Source organism: Embleya hyalina, assembly GCF_003967355.1.
GTDB classification, from domain to species: domain Bacteria; phylum Actinomycetota; class Actinomycetes; order Streptomycetales; family Streptomycetaceae; genus Embleya; species Embleya hyalina.
Genome location: NZ_BIFH01000018.1, coordinates 294,948 through 314,485 on the forward strand (window position 1 = coordinate 294,948; position 19,538 = coordinate 314,485).

Below are 19,538 nucleotides of genomic sequence, written 5' to 3' on the forward strand. Positions count from 1 at the left end.
GACGATACGAATCGGCCGGTCGGCGCGTCGGTCGAATGGGCGGGACGGGAAACGGCCGAAATCCCGATCGTTGCCGAAAATTCGGTGGACCGTCATGCCGGGAATCGTGGTGCGGCGGCCGGCAGGAAACCCACCGACTCGAAGTAGTCGAGATGGGCGTCGATCAGCCCGCCGTCGAGCGGCGGGCACCCGACGCCGGTCTCGTCCGCCTCGGCCGGATCGCCCCGCGGGTCGGCGACGGGCGGTCGAGCGGTTCCGTCGAGCAGCGCCCGGTACGACGTCAGCAGCAGGCTCGCCCGGGTGAGCGCGCCGTCGTGCCCGTGCCGCGCGTCCCACAGCCGCGCGCACCACTCGTCGGGCGGTACCACGGCGAGGGGGAAGCGCCGCGCCACGTGTTCGAGCAGCGTGCGCAGCGGCATCGCGGCGGAGTTGAGCAGATAACGCACGGGTGCGCCGGACGGGATGTCGGGGTGCCGACGCACGATGGCACGCGCCACATGGTCCACGGGTGTGAAGGACACCCGGGAGGCGGCGGCGTCGGGCACCGCCCCCAGGAGCACCACCGCGCGTACGAGATTCCAGATGGCGTCGTCGAGTTGGCACGCGCCCGTGACCGAGTGGCCGCCGATCCGCCCGGGGCGGTACACGGCGACCGGCACACCCCGCTCGCCGGCCTGGTGCACCAGCCGCTCCGCGACCCATTTGCTCGTGACGTAGCCGGTCGCTCCCGGCCCGGACGGCGGGGGTCGCCCGGCGGGATCGGCCGGGTCGCCGGACAGCGCGGCGGTGGAGACGAAGTGCACCGGCTTGACGTGGTCCGCACAGGCCAGCCGCAACACCTCGGCGGTACCGCGCACATTGGCGTCCCGCAACGGCGCGTAGCCCGCGACGTGCCCGACCCGCGCCCCGCAGTGCTGCACGACGTCGACACGTTCGGCGAGTCTGGACCACGATCGTGGGGCCAGACCCAGGCGCGGCCGGGTCAGGTCGCCCGCGACCGGGACGATCCGGGCGGCCGTGTCGGTGTCCCACAGCAGGTAGCGCCGCATCGTCTCCTGGAGGCGTCGGCGCGCGTGTTGCGGGCTGTCGGCGCGGACCAGGCACCACACGTCGTCGTCGGTGCGGTCCAGGAGTTCGCGCAGGAGGAAGGCGCCGAGGAAGCCGGTCCCGCCGGTGAGCAGGACCCGGCGGTCGGACGTGGGCCGTCGCGGGGCGGACGGGGCGGTCGGGACGATGTCCGGGTCCAGCAGCGCGTCCGCGCGCGGATCCGCGCCGCGTGCCGCCGGGCCGGTTCGGGTGGGGTCGGGGACGGCGTCGCGGATCACGCGAGGCCGCCCGCGCGTTCGCGGCGGTCGGCCGGATTCGGCGCCGTCGAGCCCGCGGCCGCTTCGCCGACGCCGACGAAGGGCATCGTGCGATCCCGGCGGCCGAGTCGGAGCAGGGTGTCCCCGGGGCCCGCGTCGATCAGTCCGGGCACGCCCAACTCGCGCACCGTGCGCAGCGCCTCGTGCCAGCGGACCGGCAACACCAGTCCCCGCGCCAGCCGTTCGCGCACCTCGTCCGGGTCGGTGTGCGCCCGTGCGTCGATCGCCGAGACGAACCGCGCGGTGCCCGGGCGAAAACGCACGGCCGCCAGCCGGGCGCGCCAATCCGGGACCGCGTCCATCATGAGCGGACTGTGGAAACCCCCGGCGATGGGCAACGGCTCCGCGCGCAGGCACAGTTCGGCGGCCAGCCGCACCGTCTCGCGCACGGCCGCCGGGTCGCCGGACAACACCACCTGGCGCGCGCTGTTCAGGCCGGCGATCTCCAGGAGGCCGCCGCGCTCGGCCAGTACGCGGCGGCGCAGCCACTCGATGTCGGCCGGCCCGGCGCCCACCACGGCGACCATGGCGCCCGGCCGGCGGAGGTTCTGCGCCCGGCACAGCGCGCCCCGTGCGAGCGCCAGGTCGAACGCGTCGCGGGTGTCCAGGAATCCGGCGCACGCGGCGGCGGTCAGTTCGCCGAGGCTGTGTCCGACCGTCACCGCCGGCCGGGCGGCCGGTCCGAAGGCGGCCTCGACGGCGGCGATGCCCGCGGCGCACATGGCCGGCTGGTTGACGGCCGTGTCGGCCAGGTCCAAGGCGCCCGGGTCGGCCGCGTCGAAGGTGTCGAGCAGCCGGGCCACGAGCGGGTGCCGGCGGTGCGTGCGCAGGGCCCCGGCGAGGACGGCGGCCTTGCCGCCCTGGCCGGGGAAGGCGATGCCGAAAGTGGTGGTCACGCGGATACCCGCCCCTCTTGGAGTACGTCCGTCGGATCCGGCGCGGGCCCGGCCGCCCGGTCCAGGAACAGCCGGGTCAGCGCCGGGTCGTCGGCGATCGCGGCCAGCCGTTCCCGCCCTCGATCGGGGCGCAGCCGGGCGAGCGCGAGGGCGTCGGCGTAGCGGTCGGCGAGCAACCGGTCCCGGTGCCGGGCGAAGCGCCGCAACGCCGCCCGCAGGAGCGGTTCGTCCCGCAGGTCGGCGCCCACGCAGGCGGCGAGCAGGGCGGCCTGCCGAAAGGCCGAGGTGATGCCGTCGGCGGTGATCGAGTCCTTGTGGTGGCCGGCGTCGCCGACCAGGGCCCAGCCCGGTCCGGACGCGCCGCGGAAGAAGTTGAGTTGGGTGCCGCAGCCGAAGAGCCGCTCCACCCGGGTACCGGCCCGGGCCCGTTCGGACAACTCGGGCGCGGCCGCGGCGAGGCCGGCGAGGTAGCCGGCCTCGGGGCGGGCCCGCAGGGACGCGTACGCGGCCTGCGGGCGGTAGACGCCGATCAGCGTGCGACCGTCGTTGGTCGGCACGCAGCCCACCCAGTGTCCGCGCACGGCGTACGCCTCGAACCGGTCCGCGGGCACCCCCTCCCAGTAGCCGTAGTAGACGCAACTGAGCACGGGGTTCTCCCGGGTCACCGGGGCCCGGACCGCGTCCGCCACGACGGACCGCATGCCGTCCGCGCCGACGACGAGCGCGGCGGCGTCGGTGCCGGTGTTCGCCCCGGCGCGCCAGCGCACGCCGACGGCCCGGTCGCCGTCGAAGAGCACGTCCGTCACCGCGCAGTGCTCGCGGAACTCCACGCCCGCGGCGATCGCGGCCTCGGCGAGCACGGTGTCGAGCAGATACCGGCGCGGTGCGTAGGCCGCGTCGATGCCCCGGATCGGGGTCGGCGCGCCCGCCAGGGTCACCTCTCCCAGGCGGTGCGTCGCGGCCGTGATCGGCGGGCAGCCGGTGGCCGTGACCCGATCGAGTACACCCCACGCGTCGAGCAGGGCCACGCCCGGCTGGTGGATGTACAGGGTGGACAGGGTGTCGCGCGGAAACCGGGCCCGTTCCAGCATCAGGACGCGGTATCCGGCGCGGGCGAACAGCATGGCCGTCGGCGCGCCCGCGCAGCGGGCACCGACGACGATCACGTCGTACATCGCGAACTCCTCGCTCCCGAACGCCACGTGTCGGGCCGCTCGGGGGTCGGGTGGGCGGTCACAGGAGCAACCCGCCGTCCACCCCGATCACTTGGCCGTTGATGTAGCGGGCCCGGTCCGAGGCCAGGAACGAGACCAGGTCGGCGACCTCCTCGGGGGTGCCCGGGCGACGCAGCGGGACGCGGTCGACGATGGATGCCCGGGCGGCGTCCGGCAGTTCGGCGGTCAGGTCGGTGCCGATCAGGCCGGGGGCGACCACGTTGGAGCGCACGCCGAAGCGGCCGAGTTCCCGGGCCAGCGAGGTGGTGAAGCCGACGATGCCCGCCTTGGACGCGGCGTAGTTGCTCTGTCCGGCGCTGCCGTGCGCGGCGGCGATCGAGGACAGCGTGAGGATGCAGCCGGCGCCGTGCCGCATCAGCGCGAGGGCGGCGGCGCGGCAGACGTGATAGGTGCCGTCCAGGTTGGTGCGGATCACCTCGTCCCAGTCGTCGTCGGACATCCGCGCCAGCGGCCCGTCGCGCACGATGCCGGCACACGTGACCAGGGTCGACAGCGGTCCCGGGAGCGCGTCGGCGACGGCGACGAGGGCGCGGGCCTCGTGCGGGTCGCGGACGTCGGCCCGGTGGGCCACGACGGTGGCGCCGGCCGCGCCGGCCTCGGCGACGACCTCCGCCGCGGCGTCCGGTCGGGATCGGTGGCAGAAGACGACGTCGAAGCCGTCCTCGGCCAACCGCTTCACCACGGCCCGGCCGATGCCGCGTGATCCGCCGGTCACCACCGCGACCGGTCGGGTGGTGCGCGCCATGTCAGGCCGTCCCGAGTCGGGCCGACAGGACCGCGTGTACGGCGTTCACCGAGGTGAGTTCGGCGAATTCGGCCTCGGCGAGCCGGACCCCGTAGCGCTTCTCCAACTGCACCACGAGTTCCATGGTGGTGAGCGAGTCGATGCCCAGGTCGACGGCGAACTCGGCGTCGTAGGGCAGTAGTTCGTCGGTGAGTTCGAGTTCTTCGACGAAGAAGTCGCGCAGTTCCTCGCGGGTGGGCGCGGGCTTGGTCATGGTCGGTGTCCCTTCGTGGTGGTCGATGTCGTGGGGGTGTGGACCGGGAGCGGGCGGCGCCCGGGGTCGCCGGCGGGGGTGACGAGGGTGACGGACAGGTGGCCGTGGGCGGAGGCGGCGACGACCGCGGTGCGTTCGCCACGGCCGTCGGGCGCGGCGAGTCGGCCGACGACGCGGCGCACCGGCGTGAGGCAACCGCCGCCGCTCGCCGCGGGTACGGCCGTGATCCCGCCGCCCCGGGCGTGTTCGGGCAACCCCGCGGCGACGGCCGCGCCGATCGCGGAGTCGTCGAGCACGGCGTCGATGTGGCGCGGCGGCGGGCCGTCGTGGACGAGTTCCCGCCACAGCGCCGCCAGTACGGTCCGCACGTGGTCGGGGCCGGGCACGAACGCGCTGTGCGTCGCGCAGTATCCGTGCACGGTCGCGCCGTCGACCGGTGCGTCCTCGGGTTCGCAGACCAGGATCGCGGCGCCGATGTCGGCCGGGGCGAAGGCGGTCGGGGTGCTCGATCGTTGTGCGGGCGAGGGCGGTTCCTCCACCGCGCCGGCCAGGACGACCGACGCGCGGCCCGCGGCGAGCGCGCGTGCGGCGCTCTGGAGGGCGTCCAGCCCCGCCACGGCCGGTGAGTTGGTGGTCAGGTCGAAGCCGCGCAATCGGTGCTCGGGTGCCAGGCGGGCGGCGAACATGCTCATCGCCATGTACGGGACATGGGCGGGGGACAGTTCCGCGGCGCCGAGGTCGATGATCGTGCGGTCGAACTCCTCGATCAGCGCCGCCCCGGCGTTGTTGGTTCCCACCATCGCCGCCCTGCGGTCCGCGGGCGTCCCGGTGAACGACGCACCGGTGTCGATCGCCGCCGCTCGGGCGGCGGCGAGCAGGTAGAGGCAACCGGCGGGCAACCGGCGATAGCCGCGTCCGGGAAGGGCGTCGGCGACCCGGAACCACCCCGGTGCGGGGACGGGTCGTGGCCCCAGCGCCCGATCGGGCCGGTCCACGCCGGGCGCGATCATCCCCAGGCCGGTGACGCGCATCCTCGCCGGGCCGCTCATGTCGTCCCTCCCGGTCCGGTGAGCGCGAAGGAGGAGTTGTTGCCGCCGAAGGCACACGTGTTCGCCAATACGGCGGGCCGTTCGAGCCGCAGTGGGCCCTCCAGGGGGAGCCACACCGCGCAGTCCGGGTCCTGCTCCAGCGGGGCGTTCGCGGGGATCCGCGCCCGGGACACCACCAGCGCGGCGGTCAGGCACGCGAAGATCCCGGCGGCGGCGGAGGTGTGCCCGATCATCGCCTTGAGCGCGAACAGCGGGAGGCGGTCGGTTCCGGGCCCGAACACCTGCCGCAGTGCGCGGCTTTCCACCGCGTCGTTGAGCGCGGTGCCGGTGGCGTGCGGCAGGACGCAGCCCACCTGGTCCGGGCGCAGACCCGCGTCGGCCAGGGCCTCGCGCATCGCGCGGACGAGTTGCGCCGCGTCCGGGTCGGGCGCGGTCGGGTGCCGGGCGTCGCAACTCCACGCCACCCCGGCGAGTTCGGCGTAGGCGCGGGCCCCGCGCCGCCGGGCGTGGGTCGTCGATTCCAGTACGACCATCGCGGCGCCGTCGCCGAACATGGTGCCCGCCCGATCCCGGGCGAAGGGACGGCAGCGCTGCGGGTCGGCCGCGCCGAGCCGGTCGAAGCCGCCCATGCCGACCCGGGTGACCCCGTCCGCGGCGCCGACCAGGACCACCGAGGCCTCACCCGAGCGGATCAGGTCCGAGGCGATGCCTAGCGCGTAGCCGCCCGCCGAACAGGCGTTGCCCACCCCGATATTGCCCCGCCGCGAGCCGATGGCCGTGCCCACCGCGGCGCCGGCGACCGCGAGCGGCGTCCACCTCGGCCGGCCGGCCCCGCCGGCGCCGCGCCGCTCCTCCTGCACGCTCGCGTTGCCCATCTCGGAGCCCATCACCACGGCCACGTCGGCACGGTCGGGCCCGGCGATCCCGGCGTCGTCGAGCGCTTCGAGCGCGGCGGCCACCGCCATCCGAGGCACCGCCCCGAGCGGGACGCCCGCATGCCGTCGCGGGTGCTCGGGGACGGCGGCGCCGGGTACCCGGTACATCCGGGTCGCCCGCATGTTCAGGTGCGGCAGGTCGACCTCGCGGGGCGCGGCGCCGCCGGCGAGCAGCGCGTTCCAGTACGGGCCGACGCCGGCGCCCAGGCAGGAGACGGCGCCGAGGCCGGTCAGCACGGGCCGGCGCCCGTCAGACCCGGATGTCATGCCGATCACCTCCCGGGTGACCCGATTCCGGGCGGGTGAGCAGGAGGGCCGCCACGCCGCCGGGATCGCCCTCGGTCCGCGCACCGGTGTGCTCGTCGCCCGCGACGGCCTGCACCGCGTCGTCCGCCGACCGGTCGAACCGGGCCGCCGCGGCCGCGCATTGCAGCACGCCCAGCGCGCCGGAGCACCGGCCGAGCCGGGCGGTCAGGTCGAGCCCCCCGGGTCCGGGGGCGACCCACAGTCCGAGCGGGCGGTCGTACGCCTTCGTCGCCTGCCGGACCGCGTCGTCGCGGCGGGCCGCCCGCCCGTAGCCGGTGATCACCGCGCGCGGTCGTACCCCCCGGGCGCGGGCGTGTTCGGGCTTCTCGACGATCAGGCAGGCCGCGCCGTCCAGCCACGATCGGGCGCCGTGTTCGCGGTGCAGTCGGGCCACCGGGGCGGTGTCGGGTTCCACGCCGACCACGACGGCGGCCTCGGCGCGGCCGGCGGCGAGCAGCGTCGCGGCCCAGAACACCGCGTCCAGGCCGCTCGTCGTGCCACTGCACAGGGTGATGTTGGGTCCGCGCAGGCTGTGTTCGAGGGCCACCCAGCCGGCGGTGACGTTGCTCGACATGTGCGGGACCCGGATCGGGCTCAGGCCGGTCACGGTCTCCGCGGCGATGGTGTCGGTGAAGTCGCAGACGGTGTCCAGGTTGCCGAAGTTGCTGCTGACGACGACGGCGGTGGCCGCCGGGTCGGGGAGCGCCGCGCCGGCCAGGGCTCGGCGGACCGCGTGCAGGGCCAGGCGGGAGGCGCGGTCCTTGTGCCGCATGCCCGGACCGGCGCGCCCGGCGTCCGGATCGTGCTCGGCGCCGGTCGCGGTCGGCTCCAGCAGGTCGTACTCGTCGCGCAGGCCGGAGACCGCGAGGCCGCAACCGGTGATCACGGGTGACGTCTCGGGGGGCGTGCCGTCGGGCGGCACGGCCCATCGCCCCGCCGGCGTGCCGGGCATCACGTCGCCTTCCCCACGACGGCGACGGCGTTGATCCCGCCGAGGCCGATCGCGTGGATCTGGGCGGTGGTGAAGTCGCCGAGGGCCGGCCCGCCCGCGACCAGGCGCAGGTCCCGGGCCTCGGGGATCGGCCGGCGCAGGTCGGTGATCGGCGGAAGTACTCCCGATTGCAGGGCGAGCACCGCGACGACCAGGCTCATCAGCCCGGAGCCGCCGCAGGTGTGTCCGAGGCCGGACTTGATCGAGGTGACCAGTGGACCGGGCCGCACCGGCCCGAACACCTCGCCCAGGACCCGGGACTCGACCACGTCGTTGTGGTGGGTACCGCTGCCGTGCACGACGACCAGGTCGACGTCCTCGGGTCGGATCGCGGCCCGCCGGTGGGCCTCGCGCACGGCCGAGGTCACGCTCGCCGGGTCGGGCACCGTCGGATGGGTGGCGTCGCAGTTCATCGCGACGCCGCGCACCCGGGCGTGCGCGGGTCGGTGGTGGGTACCGGCACGGCGTACGACGACGGCCACCGCGCCCTCGCCCATGACCATGCCCCGGCGGTCCCGATCGAACGGGCGCACCGACCGCGGCGCCGGGTGCTGCACGCGGTCGAGCCCACCGAAGGCGCTCTCGGTGAGCGAGTCGGTGCCGGCCACCACGACGGTCTCGGCCGCGCCGAGCGCGATCAGGTCGGTGGCCATGCCCAGGGCGTACAGGGAGGCGGCGCACGCGCTCGCCACGGTGTGGGTTCGGACGGTGCCGAACGCGTCGCGCATGATCCGGGCGAAGTGCAGGTCGGCGGGCCGGAGTTCGCTGCCGTCGCGCCACCACAGCTCGGCCGAGCGCGACTCGCGCAGGGTGGTGCCGACAAGCACCGGGATGTCCGCGATCCCGCCGAATCGCGAGCCGCCCGGATCCCCGTCCGTATCCGCCGCATCGGCCGGTCCCGCATCGGCCGGTCCCGCATCGGCCAGTCCCGCGTCCGCGAGCGCCGCGGCCACCGCCGCGCGCAGCCAGCGGCTCGCCCGGCCGGGCTCGTCGCGGCCCGGCACGGCCCGATCGTCGATCTCGTACGCGTTCTGCACCCGGAACGCGGCGCGGTCGAAGGCGCGCAGCGGAGCGACCCCGCTCTCGCCGCGGCACAGTGCCTCGTGGATCGCCCGAGGTTCGTCCGCCAGGCAGGACACCGCGCCCATGCCGACGATGTCCCAGGTCATCGTGCCTCCTCGGGGGTGCGCAGTCGATGGCGGGCGAGTTTGCCGGTGGAGGTGGTCGGGAGCGTGTCGATCGGTTCGATCCGCGAGGGGCGCCGGTGCGGCGGCAAGCCGTCGCGGATGGCGCGCAGGGCACTTCGGCGCACCTCCTCCGGCGCGGCGCCGGGTAGCGAAACGACGTAGGCGACGGCCTGTTGCAGACCGGCCGGGTCGCGGTCGGCGACGACGGCGCAGTCGGCGATGCCGTCGGTCGCCTTCAGCAGCGCCTCGATCTCCGCCGGCGCGACCTTGTGGCCGCCGATGTTGAGCAGGTCGTCCGTACGGCATACGTGCCGGAAGTCCCCGTCGGGCGTGCGGTACACGACGTCCCCCGGGTAGACACCGCCGTCGGCGAACGTGCCCGCCTGGGCCTCGGGTCGATCGATGTAGCCGAGCGCGGCGGACGCGGACACGATGTGCAGCCGGCCGTGCGTCCCGGTCGGCACCGGTCGCCCGTGGTCGTCCCGGACGGTCGCCGTCACGCCCGACACCGGGACACCGGTGGAGTCGCGCGGCGGGGCGCCGGCCGCGGTGGCCAGCACGATGTGCAGGACCTCGGTCGCGCCGAAGCCGTTGACCAGCGGGAACCCGAAGCCCTCGGTCGCCCGGCGGGCGAGATCGGCGGGCAGGTGCTCGCCGGCGGCGACCGCGAGGCGGACGCGGGAGGTGTCCGGCGCGGCTCCTCGCGTGGCGACCGCGCTCAGCAGGGATTCGTACACCCTCGGCACGGCGCACAACACGGTCGGCCGGTACCGGTGGATCGCGGTGATCACGGTGAACGCGTCGACCGGACCGGCGAGCAGCGCCGAGCAGGCGCCCGCCGCGAGGGGGAACAGCAGCGAATTGCCGAAGCCGTAGCCGAAGGAGAGCTTCGCGGTGGACAGTACGGTGTCCGCCTCGGTCAGTGCGAGCACGCCGCCGAATCCGGTCAGCACGGCGCGAATCCCGCTCATGGAGTGCCGGACGCCACGCGGGCGGCCGGTGCTGCCCGAGGTGTACTGCACCAGTACCTCGGATCCCTCCGCGAATGCCGCCGGAGCACCGGGCTCGACGAACTCGGCGGCACTGTCGCGCAGTTCATGGCGGAGGGCGACGGGACCCAGGGCCGCCGACAGTGCGTCGCGGCGTTCGCGCGAAAGGTCGAGGTCCGCGTATTCGGCGGCGCAGTCCCGGGCGATGAACGCGAGTTCGGCGTCACGGAGCATCGGGCCGAGCACGACCGGCACACATCCGTGCCACCACAGGCCCAGGACGGCCACGACCGCGTCCGCCGTGTCGTCGGAGACCACCAGCGCTCGGGCACCCGGGCGGATCCCGCCGGCGGCCAGCGTGCCGGCGTATTCGCTCGCCGCCTCGGCCAGTTCGGTGTAGGTCATGGTGCCGGCGCGGTCGACGAGGCTTGTGCGGTCGCCTCGGCCGGCGGCGATGTGCCGTAGCAGGAGCAGGTCGACGGGGTTCATCGGGAGGCTCCCCGGTCGGTGTGCGGGCCGGTGCGCGGGTCGGCGCCGGTGGCGATGCCATGGCCGACGCCGTGTCGTCGCAGTGCGGCGAGCACGTCGGTCAGACAGTCCAGTTCGGCCGCCTCCTCGACGGCGAACCGCACCCCGAAGGCGCGTTCGACGCGCGCGACGAATTCGGTCTTCCGGAGCGAGTCCATCTCCAACCGCGCGTGGAAGGCCGCGTCGGGCGCGATGAGTTCGGGCTCCGCCTCCAGGACGGTGGCGGCGATCGCGCGTACGGTCGCCTCGGGGGTGCTCGGGTGGGTCATGGGATCCTCCTGCGGGGGGCCGCTCGACGGCCGGACGACGGCCTGCGGCGCCTGTGGTGCGTGGGTCGACCGGTTCGGCAAGTCGCGGTATTTCTCCCGTAGTTGCCGTTTCAGCACCTTCCCCGTCACGCCGACGGGCAGGTCCGCGTCGTCGGTCGCGATGTCCAGGAAGGCCAGGTCGGGTTGGCCGGCCGCGGCAAGCGCGGTGTTGGCCCGGGCGAGCAGTGCGGCCGGGTCCGCGCCGTCCTCGCGCAGCCGGACCACCGCCACCGGCACGCTCGCGTCGTGATCGCCTCCCGCCACCACGGCGCAGTCGGCCGCCTCGGGCAGGGCGAGCAGGATCACCTCCTCCATCAGGACCGAGTGGCCCGGCGATTCGCGGGTGTGGATGGTGTCGACGACACGATCGACGTGGAAGTAGTGGTTCTCCGCGGTGCGGCGCACCAGGTCCCCGGAGAGGAACCAGCCGCCGAGGAAGCTGCGATGGTAGGTGTCCGAGTCGTTCCAATAGCCGGTGGTCACCGACTCGCCGCGGACACCGAGCAGGCCCACCTCGCCCACGTCCGCGTGGCTGCCGTCCGCCCGCAGGACGGCCACCTTCATCGCGGAGCCGGGCCTGCCGAGGTGGCGCGGGGACGACGGCGTGTCGCGTGTCGTGGAGCGGCGCAGTGCCGCCCAGCCCAGTTCGGACGAGCCGAGGATGTCGTTGAAGACCGAGCCCGGTACGGCGTTGCCCCCGATCGTGCGCCCGCCCATCCGGACCAGGCGACGCACGTGCGCCTCGTGCGCGGAGTCGCCCACGTTCACCCAGTCCGTCACGGACGCGAAGTTCGCCGGGTCCGGCTCCGAGACCGCGAGTTCGGCCAGCGTGTGGTTGAAGGCGAAGATCGTCGTCGGCCGGTGCGCGGCGGCGGCGCGGGCCAGTCCGGCCGCGCCGCGATCGGCGGAGGCGACCATCGGCAGACCGGCCGCCAGCGCGAAGAAGGTGATCGCGATCGCGGCCCCGTGGCTGAGCGGGGCCGCGCACAGCAGCAGCGAATCGTCGGGTTCGGGCTGGTTGGCGAGTCGGAACCGGGTGCCCGCGACGCTCTGCCGGTGGGTCCAGGTGACCAGCTTGGGCCGGCCGGTGGTACCCGACGAATGGCACAGGAACACCGGGTCGTTGTCGCCGTGCCGGAACCTCGCTCCGTCCGGCAGGGTGGAGTTGCCGGGGCCGGGTACGTCGGCGCGGGTGAACGTCCAGCGCAGGCCGCTCAGTTCCCGATGGCGGCCGGCGAGGAGGTCCAGGTGCGCGGGGTCGGTGTACAGGCCGACCGGGTCGGCGCGATCCAGCAGACCGAGCGCGAGCTCGGGCGGCATCCGGCCGTTGACGACGACCGCGATGGCGCCGATCCGGGCCAGGGCGGCCAGGTGTACGTGGTCCTCGAAGGAGTCGTCGAGGTAGACGGCGACCCGGTCGCGCGGTCGTACGCCTCGATCGAGGTAGTGGCACGCCCACGCCTCGGCGAGGGCGTCGAGTGCGGCGATGCCGAACTCCCGTTGGGGTGTTCCGTCGCCGACCACGAGCGGCGGATCCGATACGAGCAGGGGCGCGTCGGGGGCCCGGCTGTGCTCCAGCGCGATGCGCCAGAGGTTGCCACCCCCGAGGCGGGGGTCCCGGGCCAGGGCGATACGGGCCGGTCGTGGGAGCAGGGTGTGTCGGGCGGACAACAAGAGGATCCCCGATTCGCGGTGGGAGGACGGGAAGTACGCACGCACGCCGACCGGACGGGCGGGGCGGCGGTGCGGGAACGGGTCCAGTGCACCCGCGGTGTGCGGCCGGGGGCAACGGGTTGCGCCTGTGGGACGGGGGGTTGAGCAACATCCACCGCATGTGGGGGAGCGGCCTTCCGGTTGCGCAATCCAGCCGATGGCCACGGCGGTTCACCGGCGCGTGTGATGGACGCGCCGATGGTGCGCGGCCCGGTGGTCGGGCCGATGAGTGGCATGGAAACCGGCCCGGTCGGCGGACCGCGCGGCGCGCCCGCCCGGTCGGCACACCGCGGCACGTACCTGCCCGGTCGGCACAAACCGCGACACGAAGGGGCTTCGCCATGGGGATGCCGGAAATGTTCGCCGTCGGGACCGCCGACACCGCCCGGGAGTCGTCCTGGCTCGTGCCGAGCGGCATCCGGGTGCGCCGATCGTCGATGTACGCGGGACCCGCGCGCCCCGCGCTCGCGGCGCTGGAGGAACGGCTCGATCGGCGTCGCGGCCTGCTCGCCCACATCGGGGACGGAACGGTCGTGGGCTACGCCGACCCGCCGATCGAGGTGACCGCCCGCGGTTCCCGGCTGGCCGTACGGGCGCTGAACGCCCGCGGCCGGGTGCTGCTCCCCGCGCTGTCCCGGGCGACGGCCGGCCTCCTGCACGATCGGGAGGTCCGCGCGGACGGGGTGTACGGGATCGTGCCGAGTCCGGACGAGGCGACCGCCGAGGAGGACCGCACCCGCCGGGCCGGCGTCTTCACCGTGCTCCGGGCCCTGGTGGACACGATGCGCTCGCCCGCCGACCCGTGCCTGGGCCTGTACGGCGCCTTCGGCTACGACCTGATCCTGGGCATCGAGGGCATCACCGTCGCACACCAGCGCGATCCCGCCGACCGCGTGCTCGTCCTGCACCTCCCGGACGAGGTACTCGTGGTGGACGCGCGCAACGGCTCGGCGATCCGGCACCGGTACGAGTTCCAGGACGGTCGCGCGCACACCGACGGACTGCCCCGGACCACCCCCGACGCCGCCTTCCGACCCGGCGGCCCGGTCGCCGAGGACGACCACGCTCCCGGCGAGTACGCCCGGGTCGTCGAGCGGGCCCGGGCGGCCTTTCACGCCGGGGACCTGTTCGAGGTCGTACCCGGCCGGGAGTTCCGCCGCCCCGCGACCGCGCCGCCGTCCGCGGTGTACCGGCGGCTGTACGCCCGCAATCCGGCCCCGTACGCGCTGTTGATGAATCTCGGCGAGCGCGAGCACCTGATCGGGGCGTCACCCGAGCGGTTCGTCGCGGTCCACGAGGGAGGCGACACCGCGCACGGCCGGCACCTCGTCGTGGAGTCCGCCCCGATCAGCGGCACGATCGCGCGCGGCCGCGACGCGCTGGAGGACGCGGTCCGGGTCCGCCGGCTCCTGGAATCCGAGAAGGAGGAGTCCGAACTCACCATGTGCACCGACGTGGACCGCAACGACAAGGCGAAGGTGTGCGTACCCGGGAGCATCAGGGTCACCGCGCGGCGCCGCGTCGAGTTCCACGCCACGCTGATCCACACCGTCGACCGGGTCGAGGGCCGGTTGAGACCCGAACTCGACGCCCTGGACGCGTTCCTGGCCCACCTGTGGGCGGTCACCGTCACCGGCGCGCCGAAGCGGGCCGCGGTGCAATACCTCGAACGCGCGGAGAGGTCGCCTCGGCGCTGGTACGGCGGAGCCGTCGGCCGGATCCGCTTCGACGGCGGGCTGGACACCGCGCTCACCCTGCGCACGATCCAGATCCGTCGCGGAACCGCCGTCGTCCGCACCGGAGCGACGCTGCTGTGCGCGTCCGACCCCCGGGCGGAGGAGGCCGAGACCGAACTCAAGGCCCGAGCGCTGCTGGCCGTCCTGGACGAGGAGCGGCCCGAGGTTCCGGACGGGGAGCGGACACTCGAGGCTCGGCTTCCCGCCGCGGTACCGGTCCCGCCGGCTCCCCGGCCCAGGGTCCTGATGGTCGACCACCAGGACTCGTTCGTGCACTGCCTGGCCGACTACTTCCGCCAGTGCGGCGCCGACGTGGCCACGTTCAGGCCGCCGCACCACCTCGCCGTCCTGGAGCGCACCCGGCCGGACCTGCTGGTGTTGTCGCCCGGTCCGGGGCGTCCGGGCGACTTCGGCATCGGCGAGACCCTGGCCGCGGCCGAGGCGTTCGACACCCCGGTCTTCGGGGTGTGTCTCGGACTGCAGGGCCTCGTCGAATACCTGGGCGGCACGCTCGACGTCCTGGACCGCCCCGCCCACGGGCGATCCTCGCGCGTGCGGGTCACCGATCCCGGCAGCAGGCTGCTCGCCGGCCTCCCGGACACGTTCGAAGTCGGCCGCTACCACTCCCTGTACGCGGCGGCGAGGAACCCGCCGCCGCGACTGCGGGTCTGCGCCACCACGGACGACGGCATCGCGATGGTCGTCGAGCACACCGAACGCCCGCTCGCCGCCGTGCAGTTCCACCCCGAATCGATCATGACGGCCCAGGCCGCCGTCGGCCGCACCGTCATCGCCAACGCCCTGACCCACCTGGCCCGCCGGCCGAACCGCGCCACCGCCCCGACCGCGCCCACACCCATCCGCATCCGCCCGACCGGCTGAACCACGACCCGACCACCGAGACTCGATCCGCATCACGATCGGCGGAAGAATCACCGATTGCCGGTTCCGTAGCGTGAAGACCTGTTACAGAATGCAAGGCGTCGCCCGTTCGCCGGCCCGGCGACGTGGGGAAGACGAGGTGGCCGGAACCGGACACCGGAAGGAACGAAGCCCCCGATGACACCGCTGATCCTCGGTCGCCGCGCCGCACCCCCGGCCCGCGCGGCGGATCCGCTGCCCGAGCACCACTACGACGACGCCGTCTGCGCGAACGTCGTGCCCGACGGCCGACTCCTGATCCACGTCGTCGACGCGCGCACGATCGCCGCGTACAGCGAGACGCGGGAACCCCTCGGGCGGAAGAAGGACGACTGACCCGTCCCGGGCCGCCGACCCCGAGAACGAAAGTGTCACCGCGGACCCGCTACCGCGCCGCGCGGGACCGGGGGACCCGGCGGGGCCGGCCCCGCCGGAGAGTGGAGGCCGTGCGCCGAATCGGGCACGACTCGGGCTCGTCGAGGTCGGCGGTGAAGTCGCCGTCGGGGTCGCGGATTTCGCCGATGGTGGTGTCCGTTCCCGGTTTCGGGTGTGCGCTTCGCGGTCGAAGTGGTGACTTTGGTACGACTGAGTGATCGTCGATGCGGGTACACGCCGTCGACCGGCAGTCGGGGGCGCGTCCGGTCCGGTGCGGGCGCGGTCCGGCCGGTTTTCCACCTGCAGGGAGAGAGTCGTGACGTTCACACCCGACCCCGAATCACCGACCCCGGCCCATCACGAACCCGCCGTGCCCACCGCGCACTTCGAGACATGGGCGCCGCCCCCCGCGCCGCCCGCGCTGCCACCGCGAAACACCTCGCGGGCCAACCGGTCGAGGCGGGACCCGACTCCGCGGCAGGCCGCCCCGATGCCCGGGTACCCGATGCCGGACACCGGGATGCCGGCGGTGGGGGCACCCGGCGCCGCGGTCGAAGACCTGCTCCACGAACCCGTGCAGGGGCCTCCGGCCGACGCGGCGGAGCGGCTGTTGCGGCTGGTGGCGACCCATCGGTCGGTTCCCGACGTCGCCCGGATGGTCGCGATCCTGAGGGACTACTCGGAGGCCGCCGCCGACGACGCGTTGCGCGAAGCGGCGATGACGCGGCCGGTGCGCGATCTGGTGATGCTGGCCGATCTGCTGCGGGATCCCGCCCACACCGTGCGGACCGGGCGCCCCGTCACGTAACCCGAACGTCGTTGAGGCGTCGCCGATTCGCCGGGCGGAGATCGAGGCGAGGCGTTGTCGCGGCCGACCGGCGCAGTGCAACGGATGCCCGCCACGACCGGACTCGAACCGGCCGTGACGGGCATCGGGCCGTCGGGCGACCCGGGCGGTCGAGGCGCCCCGGGCGGCCCGGAAGCTCTCCGGGGGTCAGCCGAGCATGCGGGTGGTGCTCGACGGGCGGTTCTCCAGCATCGTGGCCTCCCACGGCTCGAAGGCGACCTGCTGCCCGGGTCGCCGGGCGTTCGGCAGGTCGATCCGTCGGGCGAGGAACGCCGCCGCGCACAGGGTGGTGACCGAGCCCGCGCCCAGGGCGATCAGGCCCGACGTCTCGAGCCACGCGGCGGCGTGCCGCCCCGCGGTCAGCTGCGGTACCACGGCGGTGGCGATGGTGGCGCATCCCGCTGCCAGGGCCGCGAGACGCGCGCCCCAGGCGGCGCGTACGGAGGTCAGTCCGGCCAGGAACAGACAGGTCAGAGCCACCGCCGCCAACCACGCCGCCGTGTACGGAGGCGTGCGGAACGTCGCGGGAATCGCGCTGCCCAACGCCACCCCGGAGACGGCCAGGCCCACCGCCGTGACCCACCGCAGGCCCGCCCCGCCGGCGGCGGACGAGGGCCGCGTCGCGGATTCGGGCGCGGACGCGGAGGTGCCTCCCGGCGCGTGCGGGTCGTACCGCGCGGCGGGGTGTCCGTCCCGCGCGGCGCGGGTGGGGTTCCGCAACAGGTCCGTCAGCAGTACCAGATCGCTCACCGGCCGGGTCAGCGCCGCTTCCCGCAACGCGTCGTCGGCGGCCGTTCCCGAACCGTCCGCCAGGATCGTGATCATCCGGGCGAGATCCGGGACCGACCGATGCGTCGCCGCGATGCGGAGGAGCTTGTCCGCCGACTCGGTGTGGACCCCCTGCGCGTGGCCGGACGGTTCCTCGATCGGGTCGCCCGGTGCGGGGCGGTGTGCGACGGGCGGCGCCGAGCGTTCCGCGGCCGGGACCGGGGCCGGCGCGGAGGCGGGCCACGCGGGCGCCGGATCCTTCGGACCCGCCTCCGGGCGGGACGGAGGTTCGGTGGGCCGCGGCGGTGTGGCGGGGGCACCGGGTGGGGTGGCCCACGTCCCGAGACGCCCGGTGGGCGAGGCAGGTTCGTGATGCGTCGGTGTCGGTGTCGGTGATTCGGGATCGAATGGAAACATCACGACTCTCCTGAACGTGGAACCGGCGGAGCACGCCCGTACCGGACACGTCCCGGTGCCGGGCAACGGCGTGTACCCGCACCGGCGCCCGTTCAGACGCACGGTCCGCCGCCTCGAACCCCCGTGCGACGACGGTGCTCCACGCCGTCCCGCCGGCGATGAAGTGCCGGGAAGTCCCTCTCCTTTGCCGGGACGGGGCGGATAGCTTGCCGGGGCTCGTCAAGTGCCCGTCCTGTTCCGGAGGTTGCGCCATGTCCCACCCGCCCGTCGACCCGCGGCGCGGCAGCCCGTCGCGACGTCCCCCGCAGTACCGCTCGGGCGTCACCACGGTCGCGGGCACGCTCTGCATCCTGTACGGACTGATCGTGGGCGGCGCCGGCGCGGCCGGGACGGCCTGGGGGCTGAGCGACTTCGCCGACTGGGGGTGGGTGGCCCTGTTCGGCCCGTTCGTCATGGCGCTGGGCGTGGGCCTGGTGCGCAATGGACGGAAGTTCCTGGCGGGTGACCTCGACGCGGATTCCCGGTTGACCCGGTTGCTCATGATGCCCACGACCCTGGCCGGTATCGCGATCGGCGGCATGGTGGCCCAGGCCGACCTGTCCACCGGCGCGGCGCAGCGGCAACTGGCGGGCTTCGTCACGACTTTCGTGCTTTCGGTCGTGACGATCGTGCTGGTCGAAGCGGGGTAGGGCGCGTCGGCGGCCCTTCCCCGTCGGGGACGTGGCCTCCCGAGACGGACCCGAGTTCCCGTGGGCCGGTCCCGGGCGGCCGGCTCCGGACCCGGTCGGCGTGGTTCAGCGTGTGGTGTTCGGGGTCCAGCGGAGGGTCATGTCGGGCAGGTTCTCCATGTTGCGCGCACCGTCGTCGGTGTCGAGCACGGTGAAGCCGTGGCGCTCGTAGAACGCGCGGGCGTCGGTGTTCTGCCGAAAGACGTGCAGGGACACCCCCTCGGGACTGTGCCGTCGGACCTCGTCGAGCAGGAGGGTGCCGACGCCTCGGCGACGGATGTCCGGGCGGAGGTAGAGGTGTTCGAGCATGTCACCGTCCAGGGCCGCGTAGCCGGTGATCTCGTCGTCCCGGACCGCGACCCAGACGCGGCACTGCCGGAGCAGGACCTCCCGGACCCACCGGGTCACCTGTTCGTGACCGCGCTTTTGCGCGGGGAGATAGGGCATGGTCGCCGCGCGGGAGGCCATGTGGACGCGCGCGATCACCGCCGCATCCGCCTCGTCCGCGCATCGGATTCGAGTCTCGCCGTCGGCACTCACGCCGGGACCCTACCGGGCGAACCGAGAGCGTCGTAGCGGGTGTCAGCGCGGTACGCCGAGGCCGTCGAGGACGATGCCGACGGCCCGGTCGAACGCCTCGCCCTCGCCGAGGTTCGCGGCGTGGGCCAGGGCGCGCAGGAGGAGCGAGACGTCGTCGCCGGTGACCCCGGGGCGTGCGGCGCCGACGGCCTGGGCGCGGCGAAGCGCGCCGTCGAGAGCCGCGCGGAAGGCGTCGGCCGCCTCGGTGACGGGCCGGGACAGGCCCTTCCCGTCGTCGTCGTGCGGAGGCAGCAGGTCCATCAGGGTCATCTTCACCGGGCCGGCCGCCGCGAGGGTCTTCATCAGGGAGGCGAACGCCGGGCCCGGGTCCCGGTCGTCGGCGAGCCGCGACGCCTCGGCGGTCAACTTCTCCAGGTAGCGCACCGCGGTGGCCTCGATCAGGTCCTGCTTGGTGGCGAAGTTCCGGAAGACGGTGGCGATGCTGACCCCGGCCCGCCTGGCGACCTCGTCGGTGGCGGCGGCGGCCCCCTGCTCGGCGAACACCTGCTCGGCGGCCAGCAGGACCTTCTCCCTGTTGGCGGCTCCATCGCGGCGCATACCGGACCCCTTTGCAAGCGTAGTGAGCACTACGTATGATCCGTAGTGAAGACTTCGCTTAAGCGTATGTCGCCGTGCCCCGCACGCCAAACGCGCGTAGCGGGCCGCGT

General features: G+C 74.4%; 18 protein-coding genes. 4 read left to right on the top strand and 14 right to left on the bottom strand.

The genetic code is table 11. The annotated features are described in order from the left end of the window. Positions 1-92 precede the first annotated feature (92 nt). Genes EMA17_RS16750 through EMA17_RS16800 form a run of 11 tightly spaced genes read right to left on the bottom strand, consistent with a single transcriptional unit; the run spans position 93 to position 12,457 of the window. Positions 93-1,325 carry an SDR family oxidoreductase gene (locus EMA17_RS16750; RefSeq protein WP_126637823.1) on the bottom strand — a complete coding sequence of 411 codons (1,233 nt, stop codon included), beginning with the start codon at positions 1,323-1,325 and terminating at the stop codon, positions 93-95. Beyond that, positions 1,322-2,260, bottom strand: coding sequence for an ACP S-malonyltransferase (locus tag EMA17_RS16755; RefSeq protein WP_126637824.1), 939 nt, complete (start codon positions 2,258-2,260; stop codon positions 1,322-1,324). Before EMA17_RS16755 ends, EMA17_RS16750 begins: the two co-directional genes overlap by 4 nt. After that, positions 2,257-3,435: an NAD(P)/FAD-dependent oxidoreductase gene (locus tag EMA17_RS16760; RefSeq protein ID WP_126637825.1), complete on the bottom strand. Its 1,179-nt coding sequence runs from the start codon at positions 3,433-3,435 to the stop codon at positions 2,257-2,259. Before EMA17_RS16760 ends, EMA17_RS16755 begins: the two co-directional genes overlap by 4 nt. A gap of 58 nt (positions 3,436-3,493) precedes the next feature. Next, the gene (locus EMA17_RS16765; protein ID WP_126637826.1) at positions 3,494-4,240 is read right to left on the bottom strand and encodes an SDR family oxidoreductase; all 747 of its coding nucleotides are present in this window, start codon (positions 4,238-4,240) and stop codon (positions 3,494-3,496) included. A 1-nt stretch (position 4,241) separates the two neighbouring features. Continuing rightward, on the bottom strand, positions 4,242-4,493 hold the full coding sequence (locus EMA17_RS16770; protein ID WP_126637827.1) for an acyl carrier protein: 252 nt from the start codon (positions 4,491-4,493) through the stop codon (positions 4,242-4,244). Then, positions 4,490-5,542, bottom strand: a complete 1,053-nt coding sequence (locus EMA17_RS16775; RefSeq protein WP_126637828.1) for a beta-ketoacyl synthase N-terminal-like domain-containing protein — start codon at positions 5,540-5,542, stop codon at positions 4,490-4,492. Before EMA17_RS16775 ends, EMA17_RS16770 begins: the two co-directional genes overlap by 4 nt. Then, on the bottom strand, positions 5,539-6,744 hold the full coding sequence (locus EMA17_RS16780) for a beta-ketoacyl-[acyl-carrier-protein] synthase family protein (RefSeq protein ID WP_126637829.1): 1,206 nt from the start codon (positions 6,742-6,744) through the stop codon (positions 5,539-5,541). The genes EMA17_RS16775 and EMA17_RS16780 overlap by 4 nt, the downstream gene beginning before the upstream one ends. Continuing rightward, positions 6,728-7,735 carry a beta-ketoacyl synthase N-terminal-like domain-containing protein gene (locus EMA17_RS16785; RefSeq protein WP_126637830.1) on the bottom strand — a complete coding sequence of 336 codons (1,008 nt, stop codon included), beginning with the start codon at positions 7,733-7,735 and terminating at the stop codon, positions 6,728-6,730. The genes EMA17_RS16780 and EMA17_RS16785 overlap by 17 nt, the downstream gene beginning before the upstream one ends. Beyond that, the gene (locus EMA17_RS16790; RefSeq protein WP_126637831.1) at positions 7,735-8,943 is read right to left on the bottom strand and encodes a beta-ketoacyl synthase N-terminal-like domain-containing protein; all 1,209 of its coding nucleotides are present in this window, start codon (positions 8,941-8,943) and stop codon (positions 7,735-7,737) included. Before EMA17_RS16790 ends, EMA17_RS16785 begins: the two co-directional genes overlap by 1 nt. After that, complete coding sequence (locus EMA17_RS16795; RefSeq protein ID WP_126637832.1) at positions 8,940-10,439, bottom strand: AMP-binding protein; 1,500 nt, start codon at positions 10,437-10,439, stop codon at positions 8,940-8,942. Before EMA17_RS16795 ends, EMA17_RS16790 begins: the two co-directional genes overlap by 4 nt. Beyond that, complete coding sequence (locus tag EMA17_RS16800) at positions 10,436-12,457, bottom strand: AMP-binding protein (RefSeq protein WP_126637833.1); 2,022 nt, start codon at positions 12,455-12,457, stop codon at positions 10,436-10,438. Before EMA17_RS16800 ends, EMA17_RS16795 begins: the two co-directional genes overlap by 4 nt. A gap of 383 nt (positions 12,458-12,840) precedes the next feature. Between EMA17_RS16800 and EMA17_RS16805 the strand changes: the two genes are divergently transcribed. The 3 genes from EMA17_RS16805 to EMA17_RS16815 all read left to right on the top strand — a co-directional run bounded on the left by EMA17_RS16805 (position 12,841) and on the right by EMA17_RS16815 (position 16,339). Then, positions 12,841-15,117: an anthranilate synthase component I gene (locus EMA17_RS16805; protein ID WP_218042862.1), complete on the top strand. Its 2,277-nt coding sequence runs from the start codon at positions 12,841-12,843 to the stop codon at positions 15,115-15,117. Positions 15,118-15,294: 177 nt separating this feature from the next. Further along, the gene (locus EMA17_RS16810) at positions 15,295-15,492 is read left to right on the top strand and encodes a hypothetical protein (RefSeq protein ID WP_126637834.1); all 198 of its coding nucleotides are present in this window, start codon (positions 15,295-15,297) and stop codon (positions 15,490-15,492) included. Positions 15,493-15,847: 355 nt separating this feature from the next. Next, positions 15,848-16,339, top strand: a complete 492-nt coding sequence (locus tag EMA17_RS16815) for a hypothetical protein (RefSeq protein WP_126637835.1) — start codon at positions 15,848-15,850, stop codon at positions 16,337-16,339. 186 nt (positions 16,340-16,525) lie between these two features. Here the strand turns inward: EMA17_RS16815 and EMA17_RS16820 are convergent, their stop codons facing one another. Beyond that, positions 16,526-17,203 carry a hypothetical protein gene (locus EMA17_RS16820; RefSeq protein ID WP_126637836.1) on the bottom strand — a complete coding sequence of 226 codons (678 nt, stop codon included), beginning with the start codon at positions 17,201-17,203 and terminating at the stop codon, positions 16,526-16,528. A 611-nt stretch (positions 17,204-17,814) separates the two neighbouring features. Here EMA17_RS16820 and EMA17_RS16830 point away from each other — a divergent pair. Further along, entirely contained in the window at positions 17,815-18,252 is a 438-nt protein-coding gene (locus EMA17_RS16830) for a hypothetical protein (protein ID WP_126637838.1), read from the top strand. A 105-nt stretch (positions 18,253-18,357) separates the two neighbouring features. Here EMA17_RS16830 and EMA17_RS16835 read toward each other — a convergent pair whose 3' ends face one another. Then, complete coding sequence (locus tag EMA17_RS16835) at positions 18,358-18,831, bottom strand: GNAT family N-acetyltransferase (RefSeq protein WP_126637839.1); 474 nt, start codon at positions 18,829-18,831, stop codon at positions 18,358-18,360. 42 nt (positions 18,832-18,873) lie between these two features. Beyond that, positions 18,874-19,428 (bottom strand): TetR/AcrR family transcriptional regulator, encoded by a 555-nt coding sequence (locus EMA17_RS16840; RefSeq protein ID WP_126637840.1) that lies wholly within the window; start codon positions 19,426-19,428, stop codon positions 18,874-18,876. Between the last annotated feature and the right edge of the window lie 110 nt (positions 19,429-19,538).

Bases quoted from the DNA above. Each gene is read 5' to 3' on its own strand.
- EMA17_RS16760 (WP_126637825.1), bottom strand. From the start codon at position 3,435: ATGTACGACGTGATCGTCGTCGGTGCCCGCTGCGCGGGCGCGCCGACG.
- EMA17_RS16765 (WP_126637826.1), bottom strand. From the start codon at position 4,240: ATGGCGCGCACCACCCGACCGGTCGCGGTGGTGACCGGCGGATCACGC.
- EMA17_RS16770 (WP_126637827.1), bottom strand. From the start codon at position 4,493: ATGACCAAGCCCGCGCCCACCCGCGAGGAACTGCGCGACTTCTTCGTC.
- EMA17_RS16775 (WP_126637828.1), bottom strand. From the start codon at position 5,542: ATGAGCGGCCCGGCGAGGATGCGCGTCACCGGCCTGGGGATGATCGCG.
- EMA17_RS16780 (WP_126637829.1), bottom strand. From the start codon at position 6,744: ATGACATCCGGGTCTGACGGGCGCCGGCCCGTGCTGACCGGCCTCGGC.
- EMA17_RS16785 (WP_126637830.1), bottom strand. From the start codon at position 7,735: ATGCCCGGCACGCCGGCGGGGCGATGGGCCGTGCCGCCCGACGGCACG.
- EMA17_RS16790 (WP_126637831.1), bottom strand. From the start codon at position 8,943: ATGACCTGGGACATCGTCGGCATGGGCGCGGTGTCCTGCCTGGCGGAC.
- EMA17_RS16795 (WP_126637832.1), bottom strand. From the start codon at position 10,439: ATGAACCCCGTCGACCTGCTCCTGCTACGGCACATCGCCGCCGGCCGA.
- EMA17_RS16805 (WP_218042862.1), top strand. From the start codon at position 12,841: ATGGGGATGCCGGAAATGTTCGCCGTCGGGACCGCCGACACCGCCCGG.
- EMA17_RS16810 (WP_126637834.1), top strand. From the start codon at position 15,295: ATGACACCGCTGATCCTCGGTCGCCGCGCCGCACCCCCGGCCCGCGCG.
- EMA17_RS16820 (WP_126637836.1), bottom strand. From the start codon at position 17,203: ATGATCACGATCCTGGCGGACGGTTCGGGAACGGCCGCCGACGACGCG.
- EMA17_RS16830 (WP_126637838.1), top strand. From the start codon at position 17,815: ATGTCCCACCCGCCCGTCGACCCGCGGCGCGGCAGCCCGTCGCGACGT.
- EMA17_RS16840 (WP_126637840.1), bottom strand. From the start codon at position 19,428: ATGCGCCGCGATGGAGCCGCCAACAGGGAGAAGGTCCTGCTGGCCGCC.